The following is an 11,483-nucleotide window of genomic DNA, read 5'->3' as shown; positions in this document are numbered from 1 at the left end:
CCGTCAGTTCACCTGGCGGCGCTCGACGACGCGCTTGAGCACCCAGCGGATCGACGAGCCGTCGGCCGGCGGCTGCGCCACGCGGTATTCGTCGACTTCCAGCACATACTGATAGCCGGGCTGGTACGCAAAGCCCTCGATGCCCGCGTACCACCGGCTCCACGGCTCGGCCGGGCTGCTGCGCACCTACAGGCAGTCCATCGGCGCGACACCCGTGCAGCGCACCGGCCGCGGTGCGACATACACGGTTTTCGTCACGGGGCGGCCATCGGCCGGGCGAGCCGCGCGCGCGTCCGCCGCTTCCGCCGCGTCCGTCGCGGTCGCGCCGGTCTGGCAGCCGGCGAGCAGCGCGCTGCCGGCAATCACGGCCGCGCCGAGCAGCGTTCTGGTCTTGCGATTCATCTGATGTTCCTGTGGAAGCGTGGGCGGGGCGATTAGACGAACGCCGTATCTCGAAAGTTCACAAATAGCTTACAAACAGCGCGCCGCCGCCCTCATTCGCAGGACGTCGCCCGTCCGCCGACGCGCGACCTGGTGCAGATCCGCGCGAACTACGTGACGTTGATCCTGCGCTGGCCCTCAAGCGGTCACGCGGGGCTGATGTTGACATCCTCCGCCGGCTGAAGGTCGTGGATTCCTGCCGCGTTCGAGACGATGATGCTCGTCTCAGATCGCCTCGGCCGTTTCCTGCTTGCCGGAACGGACGATGTAGACGGTATTGCGGGCACGGCATTCCCGATCGCCGCCGACGGCGGCTTCACCGTGTGGTGATCGTGTATTACCATCGGCGCTTCCTCGACCGCTTCGTCGCGCCGCCCGCGCCCGCCCGGCCACTGGCGGGCGACACGGCACGCCTCGCCTCGCTTCGCATGACCTCACCCGTTCCGTCCGGCGCCTCCCTGCGGCCGCTGCCCATCGATATGCTGACCGTGCCGGCCGCGCTCGACGGACGCGCGGGCACGAACCGCTCGACGCGCGCGCATCCGCAGATCGCGGCGACCCACGATCTCGACGCGGTGCGCGCGTGGCTCGCGCGCTTCGTCGATACGCCCGCCACGTTCCAGAACTATCGGAAGGAAGCCGAGCGCCTGCTGCTGTGGGCCGTGATCGCGTGCAGCAAGCCGCTGTCGTCGCTCACGCACGAGGATCTCGTCGTGTACCGCCAGTTCCTGCTCGCGCCGGCGCCCGCCGACGTGTGGTGCGCGAACGGCGGCCGCAAGCATCCGCGCGGCGACCCGCGCTGGCGGCCGTTCTACGGGCCGCTGTCGGCGGCCAGCCAGCGGCAGGCGATGGTGATCCTCAACGTGATGTTCTCGTGGCTCGTGCAGGCCGGCTACCTGGCCGGCAATCCGCTCGCGCTGTCGCGGCAGCGGCAACGACGGCCGGCGCCGCGCGTCACGCGCCATCTCGGCGCGCCGCTGTGGCAGGCGGTCAAGGATGCGATCGCCGCGATGCCGCGCGGCGATGCGCGCGCCGCCTTCCATGCGGATCGCGCACGCTGGGTGTTCACGCTGCTGTATCTCGGCGGGCTGCGCATCACCGAAGCCGCCGACACGACGATGGGGCATTTCTTCGCGCGGCGCGACGCGAACGGGCGCGATCGCTGGTGGCTCGACGTGACCGGCAAAGGCGGCCGGCAGCGGCTCGTGCCGGCCACGGCCGAGATGATGGCCGAGCTCGCGCGCTACCGGCGCGCGCACGGCCTGCCGGCGCTGCCCGCGGACGGCGAGCCCACGCCGCTCGTGCTGCCGGTTGGCCGCACGCGCAAGCCGCTCACGCGCGCGGCGCTGCACCGGATCGTGAAGCAGGTGTTCCGGTTCGCCGCCGACCGGCTGCGTGCGCAGGGGGAAGCCGGCGAAGAACAGGCGCGCGTGCTCGAACAGGCGTCCGCGCACTGGCTGCGCCACAGCGCGGGCTCGCACATGGCCGACGGCCGCGTCGACCTGCGGCTCGTGCGCGACAACCTCGGGCACGTGTCGCTGACGACGACCAGCCAGTATCTGCATGCCGACGACGACTGGCGGCACAGCGAAACCGAGGGGAAGCACCGGATCGACTGGTAGCCGGTCATTGGCCGTGCGCGGTGCGTCGATACGCGGGCCCGCTTCCGTTCTCCCGTGCCGTCACCCGCGCGGCAGGTTGCATGCGCTCAATACACGCCCACCCAATGCCCCGGCACCCACGCCCAGTGGTTGCCGGCCCAGCGGTAATGCCCCTTCGCCCAGCGATAGCCGGGCGCCGGCGGCGGCGGCGCCACCTCGGCGACCGGCGCGGGCTGCGGCGGCCGCGCGGGTTCGACCACGCATGCGGACATCAGCGTCGCGCTCGCGGTCACCAGGACGGCGAGCGATATGGATCGGATCTTCATCGTCGATTCTCCCTGTCGTGTAATCGGTTGGCGGATGCCAGCACCGGCATCCCGGATGCCGCGCGTCACACCGTGGCATGAACGAGCCCCGTCATCGGCCGCGTCGTGCCGCTTTCGGCGAACAAGGCAGCGGCGGTACGGTCGGGGTCGAGCCGCAGGCTTTCGGCCGCCGCACCGGCGATCAGTGCGTCGAGCGACGCGGTCGGCTTCAGGTCGCGCCCTTCGTACAGGTCGGCCGGCCGCAAGCCGGGCCAGTCGGCGATCACGCGGCCGCCCGCGACCGCCCCGCCCGCCAGCATCGCGACCGACGCCTGCCCGTGATCGGTGCCGTCCGTACCGTTCACGGCGGCCGTGCGGCCGAACTCGGTTGCCACCAGCACCGTCGTCTGCTGCCACGCCGGGCCGAGGCCGTCGCGCAACGCGGCGAGCATCGTGTCGAGCGCCTTCAGCTGATTCGCGAGCCGCGCGTTCTGCGCGCTGTGCGTGTCCCACCCGCCCGTCTCGATCATCGCGATCCGCGGGCCGTCATCGCGTGCGAGGAACGTCGCCGCGAGCTTGCCGACGCCGGCCGGATCCTGACGCGCATGCGCATCGCCCGCGAGGCCGCGCGCGGCCATCGCCGATTGCCACAGCGGCCCGAGCTGCGCGTCGGCCGCGTAGAGCGCCGACACGCGCGCGAGCAGATCGTCCGGCGCGGCCGGCAGGCCGGACGCCGCATACGACGCGGCCTGCACGCTGCCGCGCAACGCGAGCGGCACGGTCGGCGCGAACGCGATCGCGCTGTCGCGCGTCCTCGGCAACATCGCGGCCAGCCGGTTCAGCCAGCCGTCTTTCACTTGATACGGCGCACGCCCGCCCGTCTCGAGCACGTTCTGTCCGTCGAAATGCGAGCGGTCGCGATACGGCGACGCGATCGCGTGGACGAACAGCGCCTGCCTGTCGCGCACCAGCTCCGCGGTTCGAACCAGCGACGGATGCAGCGCGAACGTGCCGTCGACGCGTATCGCGGCCGACGCGTCGATCGCGAGCGGGCCGCGCAGCGACGCATACGCGGGTTCCGCATACGGCACGACGATGTTCAGCCCGTCGGCCGCGCCGCGCTGGATCACGAACACGAAGCGCCGGTCGGTTTCGACGTTCGCGAACACGATGCGCGGCGCGACGAGGAACGCGCCTGCGCCGGCGGCGGCCACGCTCAGGAAATGACGACGGGTAAAAGATCGGGCGGGTCGGGCCATGTTCATCTCCGTTGAAAGTCGGGCGACACGAGCAGCAGCGCGAGCGATGTTGTCGCGCTTTCGGCGCGCGACAACGCGGTCGCCGTCGGTGCACTCAGCGAGCCGGCCAGCAGCGTCTTGCCGAGCGTGCGCGGATCGAGCCGGTCGCCGGTGCGCGCGGCGAGCCGCTGCGCGATTTCGACACGGCGCACCAGCGCATCGGGCGCGGCCCAGCTCGCGGCGACGTCGTCGTAGCCGGCCGGCGATCCGGGCCGCCACACGGGCTGGCCGAGTTGCGCGAGCAGCGGCGCGGCCTTCAGGTCGCCCGTGTCGCGCCAGCCGAGCCCGCGCAGCGACGACACGGCCCACTCCCACGGCGTCTTGAACTTGCGGTTCACCGGCGCCCACGTGTCCGGCGCATCGACGAGCGCGCGATAGACGGCCGGCAGGTCGCCGCCGCTCGCGTCGAATGCACGGGCGAGCCGGTCGGTCAGCGCGGGCGGCGGATCGTCGGCGACGAAATGGCGGGCGAGCTGGAACGCGATATGCCGGCCCGTCGCGGGTGAATGCGCAAGGTCGGCCAGAATCGCGCGGCCCTGCGCTTCGCCCGGCTGGTCGTAGCTGCGCCCCGTCACCATGCGTGCGCCCGGCTCGTGCAGCTTCGGGCGGAATACGAACGCGCCGGGCGCCGCATCGCCGGGCTGCGGCCCGCGTCCGCCCGCGATGCTCCAGCCCGTCAGCGCGCGTGCGAATTCCGTCACGTCCGCCTGCGTATAGCCGGTGCGTACGCCGAGCGTATGCAGCTCCATGATTTCGCGCGCGAGGTTTTCGTTCAGGCCGCGCCGCGCCGCGGGATTACGGGCGTCGGCGCGCAGCGCGGCCGGGCTGTCGGGGCCGACCGAGCGCGCCTGGTCGAGGAACAACTGCATCGCGGGATGCTGCTCGACGGCGACGAGCATGTCCTCGAAGCGGCCGAGCACATGCGGACGGATCGCATCGCGCTCGAATGCGCCCGCGTATGCGGCGACCTGCCCCTTGTCGACCGACACCGCGAAATGGTTCGCCCAGAAATGCACGAGACGCTCGACGAACGGCGCCGGCGTGTTCAGCGCACTGTTCAGCCGCGCGGCGACGGCGCTGCGATACGCGTCGTAGCCGTCGCGACGGATCGACTGCGCGGTCGCGCGCCTGGCCGCCGCGTCGTCGCCCGTCATCGCGTTGCGTGCATCCGCGAAGCGCGTCGCGAGCGCCACCGCGTCCGGCTCGCCGGCCCACGCGGCGGGCCGTGCGTCGTAACGGTCGAATTGGGCGACCAGCGCCGCCTTCGGATCCGCGGGCGGCGCTTCGTCGGCCCGCGCGCCGAGACCGAAGCGGTTCAGCGCGATGGCGGCCGGTGAGATGTCGTTCGGGTGGTCCATGACGGGGTTCTCGCGATGCGTACCCGTGTTTAACGGACGGTGGCGGGAAATCCGTCGCCGGGCGGCTGAATTTTTTCTGCATTGCGCGGCGCGGTGCCGCGAGCGTATGCGCTGCCGTTTGCTTTCAAACGATGACGAAAATCCGCCGGACCATGCACGGCCGGCAATTCAGCTGATGGATACGCCGCAATCGACGGCCCCCGAAACGCCGCCCTTCATCCGCTTGCCCTTCCCGCAAAGCCGTCTAGACTCAAAGGAATGTGCCGCCCGCGCGTCACGGGAGTGTCGGCAAGGGCCGCAGGATCCCGTACTCGTGCAACGCCTCGCGCGCGAAAGGCGACGATCTCTACCTGAAGCGCGACAACGCGAAATCATTCAGTTCGTCGAATCGCATTGAACGCCGCGCATCGCGTTGAAGTCGCGACATACCCCTGACGAGGAGACGTCGCCGCACGCCGTCCAGCGACGGCGCAATGCGGCAGCCGCCACGACGATGACTCATCCTTCCGCGCCATTTCATGCCTCGACGTGCCGGCGCGCACCGTCGTTCCGGGCGTGCGCGTGGCTGCTCGCCATCGCGTTGATGCTGCACGGTCATGCGGCTCACACGCAAAACGCGCCCAGGGTCGTCGACATTCCGACGCGCCCCGGCGTCACGCAACGGTTTCTCTTCATCGCACCGCAAACACCGAAAATAGCGGCGATTCTCTATGCCGGCGGACACGGTGGACTGCAGTTGGACCCGTCGGGAAGATTCGGATGGGGAGAAGGCAATTTCCTGGTGCGCACCAGAACGATGTTCGTCGATAACGGCATTGCCGTGGCGGTCATCGACGCACCGAGCGACCGTCAATCCGCGCCCTACCTCAACGGCTTTCGTCTCTCGCGCGAACACGCCGACGATGCACGCGCCGTGATCGCATGGTTGAAGGCGCAGTTGCACGTACCGGTCTGGCTCGTGGGAACGAGCCGCGGCACGCAATCCGTCGCGGCCATTGCGATCGCGCTGGCCGGCGGCGGCGGGCCCGACGGCATCGTGCTGACGTCCACGATTCTCCGCGACAACAGAGGCGGCGACCCGGTCACGAACATGGATCTCGCGAACGTCAGGATTCCGGTCCTCGTCGTGCACCATGAAAAGGACGCCTGCAAGTTGTGCCCGGTGTCCGAGACGGATGCGCTGATGAAGAAACTGAACGCGTCGCCGAAAGCCGATTTGATGATCGTGTCGGGCGGCACGTCGCGCGGCGATCCGTGCGAGGCGTTCGCCTATCACGGCTTCAATGGCGTGGAGGGTAGCGTCGTCGATGCGATCTCGACGTGGATGCTTGCGCGTTGAGCGTGCCGCAGGCGTAACGCGATTGCACGTTCGTGGCGCCGCTGCGCGAAAGTTCGCCGGTGAAGGTTCTCCGTCAGCGATCTGCGCATGCGCTATCGGAAATCGACGACGCGAGCCGAACCCGATCGCATGTCGCCCTGCTTACGGGCTCCCCGCTTCGCCCGGCTTCTTCTGCAATTTCGCCGGCAGCCGCCAGTTCCCGCTACGTCGCAGCCCGTCGACGAACTTCGCGCGCTCGTCCGGCGTCAGCGTCGCCGCGAAATCGACGACACTGCGCTCGACCTGCCCGCGCAACGCGGTGTCGGCCGCCCGCGTACGATCGAGCGCGGCATCGATCGCCGCGCGATCGAGCTGCGGCGCGGCCAGCAGATCCAGCACGGTGATCCGGCCGTCGCGCCCCTCGCGCGCGAAATCCCGACCGTCCTTGCGCGCCGCCTTCAGCGCCGCGGCAAATTCCCGCTGGCGCGCGTCGGTCAATTCGTCCGCGGCGAAACGCAGCGCGGTGTGCTGCGCAGGCATGCCGGCCACGTGCAGGCCGCGATGCGTCGAGAACCACTGATACGCTCCGCCGCCGATCGCGCCGAGCACGAACACGTTCAGCACGACGGAACCGACGAGGATGTATTTCCAGCCGCGTTCGCTCACTCGTCGCCTCCGTCGATGCTCGGGCCGCCGAACGTCGTCGTCAGGTAGCCGGGTTCGTGCTGCGCGACCGGCGCGCTGCCGAGCATCAGCATCGACACGGCCACCGCGCCCGCCAGCGCACCGGCCAGCCCGACGCCCGCGAACGCCGCGCCCGACCACCACACATTGCCTCGGCGCCGCGCGCGTTGCGGCGCGGGCGCCGTCGCGACGATGCGTTCGACCAGCGCCGGCGCGGGCGGCGCAACGGTGTCCTGCGCGAGCCACGCATCGAGGTCGGCCGCATCGTCGAGCGCCTCCAGCGCGTCGCGCGGATGCGCGTGGGCCCACGCTTCGGCCGCCGCACGTTCGTCCTGCGGCCAGCGCCGCGCATCCGAGCCATACGCGGCGACGATGGTACGGAATCGTTCGGGTGTCATCGCTTTTCCTCGCTAGGTGGATCGCCGGCCAGTTGCGCACGCAGGTTGCGCCTCGCGCGCGCGAGCAGGCTTTCCAGCGCATCGACGGTGATGCCCATCAGGTTGGCCGCTTCGATGTTCGACATGTCCTGATAGTACTGGAGCACGAGCGCTTCCCGCTGCCTCGGCGGCAACGCGGCGAGCGCGTCACGCACGCGCGCGTCGCGCGAGCGCCGCTCCGCGTGCGCGGCCGGCCCGGGTTGCGTGTCGGGCACCTCGGGCAGCGTGTCGACCGGCTCCTCGCGCCGCCCGCGCAAGCGGTCGTAGCAGAGGTTCAGCACGACGCGATGCAGCCACGTGTCGAAGCGCGCGTCGCCTTCCCGCCAGCGCGGCGCGTGATTCCAGATCCGCAGGAAGGTTTCCTGCGCAACGTCCTCGGCTTCGGTGCGGTCGCCGAGCATGCGCGTCGCCAGCGCGAGCAGCCGCGGCAGCTTGCGGGCGACGAGCACGCGCACGGCCGACACGTCGCGCGCGCCGACCCGTGCGACGAGTTCCGCGTCCGGATCGCCGTCGCTCAACGCGGGCTGCTCCGCGGCGTGCCGCGCATACGCCGCACTGTGCCGGCGGGTGCGCCCGCCGTCCGGATGAAGCTCATCGTCGTGCTCTCCTTGCATGCGTCGGGCCGGCACCGCGGGGCGCCACGCCGACGGTTCGGCCGCGCGTGATGCGCCGCGGCCGATGTCGGCGCTGTCGGCTTCATCGACATCCGGCTCGAACCGCATACCGATCCGGTCGATCGCTCGCCGGACGCCGCGACCCGCGGCAGCCGGCCGGCGCGATCAATATACGACGACCGGCGCGGGCCGGTAATAGGCCGGACGCGCCGGCACCACGACGCAGCCGGCCAGCACGATGGCCGCGGCCGCCAGTATCACGATGGTTCGGAAAGGCATGGTTCGACTCATGGCGTCTGGATGAAGTCCCGCCGCGCCGGCGCCGCACGCCGCGCGACACCGCGGGCATCACGCCCAGTGGCCCGGCACCCAGCGCCAGCCCGGGCCGCGCGGGGCCCAGTGTCCGGGCGCCCAGCGATAGCCCGCGCGAACCGTCCGCCAGTGTCCGGGGGCCCACACGTAGCGGCCCTGCCGCCAGCGCCAGTGACCTTGATCCCACGCATAGCCCGCACGCGGCGCCGGCACGACTTCGACGCGCGCCGGCGGCGGTGCGACCGGCGCGACGATGACGGCCTGCGCGAATCCGGCGGACGTCGCCAGCGCCGCCGCGCAGCCGGCAGCAAATCGCAATGAAATGGAAAGTTTCATGAAAGACTCCGAAGCATCGGGCTCGGCCGGAAGCAGCCGTTCATGTCCTTGAACGACGCGTGCGGACGAAATCCGTCGCGCCATCGGCAAATAAATGTCCGCCGCGCCGAAAGCACCGATGGAGGCGCGCGATGCGTTGTTTACCGTCTGTCACAACCCGGCAAAACTGCCCTTCGACAATGCGTACCACCGGGATCCCGCTCGTTTCCGGCCCACGCCCCGGCCGCGCACGCGCCGGCCGGGCGGTTCCTCATCTCGCGTCCCAATCAACGAGAATACGATCATGTCGAACCCGGACAACTTCTCCGCCGAGCCGAACGAGCCGGCCGCTTCCGTGTCGCGTCGCGGCTTCCTGAAACTGGCCGGCGTATCGAGCCTCGCCACCGCCACGGGCGGGCTTGCGGCCGCCCGTGCCGCCGCGTCGAACCCGGACGGCACGCCCGAGCAGGTTCACCTGACGTGGGGCAGCGACCCGACGTCCGAAGTCGCGATCTCGTGGGTGTCGCTCGCGCCGGCCGTCAATCCGCGCGCGCGCATCGTCGCCGACGGCGAGGCGGCACACACCGTGCACGGCGTGCAGCGTCTCTACACCGACGGCCTGAACGGCGAGACCGTGTTCACGTATCACGCCCGCGTGCACGGGTTGAAGCCGAACACGCGCTACCGCTACGAGCTGACGGCCGACAACGACAGCAACGCCGCGCAGCCGTTCTCCGCGACCTTCACGACCGCGCCGCGCGGCCGCGCGCCGTTTCGCTTCACGAGCTACGGCGACCTCGCGACGCCGAATGGCGCGTGGGTGCTGTCGTCGCCGCAAAGCCGCTTCGCGGTGCAGGCCGTCGAGCAGTTCCAGCCGCTGTTCCACCTGCTGAACGGCGATCTCTGCTACGCGAACCTGAACCCCGCGCATCAGCCCGAGGTGTGGCGCGACTTCGGCAACAACAACCAGACCTCGGCCGCGAATCGTCCGTGGATGCCCTGCCCCGGCAATCACGAGATCGAATTCAACAACGGCCCGCAAGGCCTCGACTCGTATCTCGCCCGCTACACGCTGCCGGAGAACGGCACGCGCTTCCCGGGCCGCTGGTACAGCTTCCGCGTGAGCTCGGTGCTGTTCATCTCGCTCGACGCCGACGACGTCGTGTATCAGGACGCGGCCGCGTTCGTCGGCGGCCCCGATCCGCTCGTGCCGGCCGCGAGCACCGGCCGCCCGCCGATCGCGCCGGGCACGTCGTTCTACGTACGCGGCTACAGCAACGGCGAACAGACGCGCTGGCTCGAGCACACGCTGCGTCACGCGTCGCACGACGACGACATCGACTGGATCGTCGTGCAGATGCACCAGGACGCGCTGAGTTCGTCGAAGACGGGCAACGGATCGGACAAGGGCATCCGCGAGGCATGGCTGCCGCTGTTCGATCGCTATGGCGTCGATCTCGTGCTGTGCGGCCACGATCACGACTACGAGCGCAGCTACCCGGTGCGCGGCTGCAATCACCGCGCGGGCGTCGATGCGTCGACCGGCGAAGTCGTCGAGACGCTGCAGCCGCGCCCGGTCGGCACGGCCGATCCGGCGCGCACGACGTTCGACACGAGCCACGGCACGATCCACCTGATCCTCGGCGGCGGCGGCACCAGCGCGCCGCTCGACGTGTACGGCGAGAATCCGGCGACAGGTTACGCACAGGCGAAGATCTTCACGAAGCCGAACCGGCCGGTGCCGGGCGCCACTGCAAACACGTTCGTGCGCCAGGGCGCCGATGCGTTGGAGGACGCGATCTGGTCCGCGCGCCGCGATACCGGCACGGGGTACGGCATTGCCGTGTTCGACCACGATCCGGGCAAGCCGGGCGGCCAGACGACGATCACGATGCGCTACTACCACGCGCCGGGCGCGGATCAGCAACCGACCGCGCAATACGAGCTGTTCGAGACGATCGAACTGAGCAAGAAACGGCACGGGCATTGATGCGCCGGTCGCCCGCCGCGCGCGAGGGCGTGGCGGGCGGCGACCGGCTCCCTCGGCACCCTAGCGCCCTCGTCTAGCTTCGCGATTCCAGCGCGATACGCACGGCCAGTCCGGCCAGCACCGTCCCCATCAGCCAGCGCTGAACCAGCGCCCACACCGGCCGGCCGGCAAGAAACCCCGCGATCGCACCGGCCATGCACGCGATCAACGCGTTGACGCAGAGGCTGACCGCGATCTGCACGCAGCCCAGTGCGAGCGATTGCATCAGCACGCTGCCGTGCCCCGGTGAAATGAACTGCGGCAGCAGCGACAGATACATCACCGCGATCTTCGGGTTCGCGAGGTTCGTCACGAAGCCCATCGCGAAGAGTTTCGCACCGCTGTCGTGCGGCAATTGCCGGACCTGGAACGCCGAGCGGCCACCCGGCTTGAGCGCATTCCACGCGAGATACGACAGGTACAGCGCACCGCCAACGCGCAACGCGTCGTACGCATACGGCACGGTCAGCACCAGCGCGGTAATGCCGAACGCTGCGCAGAACATGTAGAACACGAACCCCAACGCCACGCCGCCGAGCGACACCAGCCCCGCGCGGCGGCCCTGGCAGATCGAGCGCGAGATCAGGTAGACCATGTTCGGGCCGGGCGTCAGCACCATGCCGAGCGATACGAGTCCGAATGCAATCAGGGTGGGCAAGGCCGGCACGGCGATCTCCTTCGAGGCAATGGAAATGGAATCAGCGGCGAGTGTCCACAATGTATTGCATGTCAACACAGGTCAGCATGAATAAATTGCAAGCCCCTCATGAG

At 69.9% G+C, this 11,483-nt stretch carries 11 protein-coding genes and 1 pseudogene; 3 read left to right on the top strand and 9 right to left on the bottom strand.

Translation table 11 applies throughout. The annotated features are described in order from the left end of the window. Positions 1-3: 3 nt before the first annotated feature. A pseudogene (locus BME24068_RS13325) lies at positions 4-402 on the bottom strand (DUF4377 domain-containing protein). Between the two features lie 467 nt (positions 403-869). Here BME24068_RS13325 and BME24068_RS13320 point away from each other — a divergent pair. Beyond that, positions 870-2,063 (top strand): tyrosine-type recombinase/integrase, encoded by a 1,194-nt coding sequence (locus BME24068_RS13320; protein ID WP_096499974.1) that lies wholly within the window; start codon positions 870-872, stop codon positions 2,061-2,063. 86 nt (positions 2,064-2,149) lie between these two features. Here BME24068_RS13320 and BME24068_RS13315 read toward each other — a convergent pair whose 3' ends face one another. From BME24068_RS13315 to BME24068_RS13305, 3 genes are all read right to left on the bottom strand, one after another. Beyond that, complete coding sequence (locus tag BME24068_RS13315; RefSeq protein WP_096499621.1) at positions 2,150-2,368, bottom strand: YXWGXW repeat-containing protein; 219 nt, start codon at positions 2,366-2,368, stop codon at positions 2,150-2,152. A 65-nt stretch (positions 2,369-2,433) separates the two neighbouring features. Continuing rightward, on the bottom strand, positions 2,434-3,606 hold the full coding sequence (locus tag BME24068_RS13310) for a DUF1501 domain-containing protein (RefSeq protein ID WP_420887575.1): 1,173 nt from the start codon (positions 3,604-3,606) through the stop codon (positions 2,434-2,436). Between the two features lie 2 nt (positions 3,607-3,608). Next, positions 3,609-5,003: a DUF1800 domain-containing protein gene (locus BME24068_RS13305; RefSeq protein WP_174926354.1), complete on the bottom strand. Its 1,395-nt coding sequence runs from the start codon at positions 5,001-5,003 to the stop codon at positions 3,609-3,611. 583 nt (positions 5,004-5,586) lie between these two features. Between BME24068_RS13305 and BME24068_RS13300 the strand changes: the two genes are divergently transcribed. After that, a complete protein-coding gene (locus tag BME24068_RS13300) occupies positions 5,587-6,342 on the top strand; it encodes an alpha/beta hydrolase (RefSeq protein WP_174926353.1) in 756 nt (251 codons plus the stop codon). 141 nt (positions 6,343-6,483) lie between these two features. Here BME24068_RS13300 and BME24068_RS13295 read toward each other — a convergent pair whose 3' ends face one another. From BME24068_RS13295 to BME24068_RS13280, 4 genes are all read right to left on the bottom strand, one after another. Beyond that, the gene (locus BME24068_RS13295; protein WP_096499629.1) at positions 6,484-6,987 is read right to left on the bottom strand and encodes a periplasmic heavy metal sensor; all 504 of its coding nucleotides are present in this window, start codon (positions 6,985-6,987) and stop codon (positions 6,484-6,486) included. Further along, a complete protein-coding gene (locus BME24068_RS13290) occupies positions 6,984-7,403 on the bottom strand; it encodes a hypothetical protein (protein WP_174926352.1) in 420 nt (139 codons plus the stop codon). Before BME24068_RS13290 ends, BME24068_RS13295 begins: the two co-directional genes overlap by 4 nt. Further along, positions 7,400-8,164 carry an RNA polymerase sigma factor gene (locus BME24068_RS13285; RefSeq protein ID WP_174926351.1) on the bottom strand — a complete coding sequence of 255 codons (765 nt, stop codon included), beginning with the start codon at positions 8,162-8,164 and terminating at the stop codon, positions 7,400-7,402. Before BME24068_RS13285 ends, BME24068_RS13290 begins: the two co-directional genes overlap by 4 nt. A 240-nt stretch (positions 8,165-8,404) precedes the next feature. Continuing rightward, positions 8,405-8,704 (bottom strand): YXWGXW repeat-containing protein, encoded by a 300-nt coding sequence (locus BME24068_RS13280; RefSeq protein ID WP_174926350.1) that lies wholly within the window; start codon positions 8,702-8,704, stop codon positions 8,405-8,407. 283 nt (positions 8,705-8,987) lie between these two features. Here BME24068_RS13280 and BME24068_RS13275 point away from each other — a divergent pair, with 283 nt between their 5' ends. Next, positions 8,988-10,673: a purple acid phosphatase family protein gene (locus BME24068_RS13275; protein WP_174926349.1), complete on the top strand. Its 1,686-nt coding sequence runs from the start codon at positions 8,988-8,990 to the stop codon at positions 10,671-10,673. Between the two features lie 73 nt (positions 10,674-10,746). Here the strand turns inward: BME24068_RS13275 and BME24068_RS13270 are convergent, their stop codons facing one another. Further along, complete coding sequence (locus BME24068_RS13270) at positions 10,747-11,379, bottom strand: LysE family translocator (RefSeq protein WP_174926348.1); 633 nt, start codon at positions 11,377-11,379, stop codon at positions 10,747-10,749. Positions 11,380-11,483: the final 104 nt, after the last annotated feature.

This window comes from Burkholderia anthina, from assembly GCF_902498995.1.
GTDB lineage: Bacteria > Pseudomonadota > Gammaproteobacteria > Burkholderiales > Burkholderiaceae > Burkholderia > Burkholderia anthina.
This window is presented reverse-complemented; position numbering and strand designations above follow the sequence as displayed.

Coding starts and splice junctions, on each gene's coding strand:
- BME24068_RS13320 (WP_096499974.1), top strand. CDS start 870: ATGACCTCACCCGTTCCGTCCGGCGCCTCCCTGCGGCCGCTGCCCATC.
- BME24068_RS13315 (WP_096499621.1), bottom strand. CDS start 2,368: ATGAAGATCCGATCCATATCGCTCGCCGTCCTGGTGACCGCGAGCGCG.
- BME24068_RS13310 (WP_420887575.1), bottom strand. CDS start 3,606: ATGGCCCGACCCGCCCGATCTTTTACCCGTCGTCATTTCCTGAGCGTG.
- BME24068_RS13305 (WP_174926354.1), bottom strand. CDS start 5,003: ATGGACCACCCGAACGACATCTCACCGGCCGCCATCGCGCTGAACCGC.
- BME24068_RS13300 (WP_174926353.1), top strand. CDS start 5,587: ATGCTGCACGGTCATGCGGCTCACACGCAAAACGCGCCCAGGGTCGTC.
- BME24068_RS13290 (WP_174926352.1), bottom strand. CDS start 7,403: ATGACACCCGAACGATTCCGTACCATCGTCGCCGCGTATGGCTCGGAT.
- BME24068_RS13285 (WP_174926351.1), bottom strand. CDS start 8,164: ATGCGGTTCGAGCCGGATGTCGATGAAGCCGACAGCGCCGACATCGGC.
- BME24068_RS13280 (WP_174926350.1), bottom strand. CDS start 8,704: ATGAAACTTTCCATTTCATTGCGATTTGCTGCCGGCTGCGCGGCGGCG.
- BME24068_RS13275 (WP_174926349.1), top strand. CDS start 8,988: ATGTCGAACCCGGACAACTTCTCCGCCGAGCCGAACGAGCCGGCCGCT.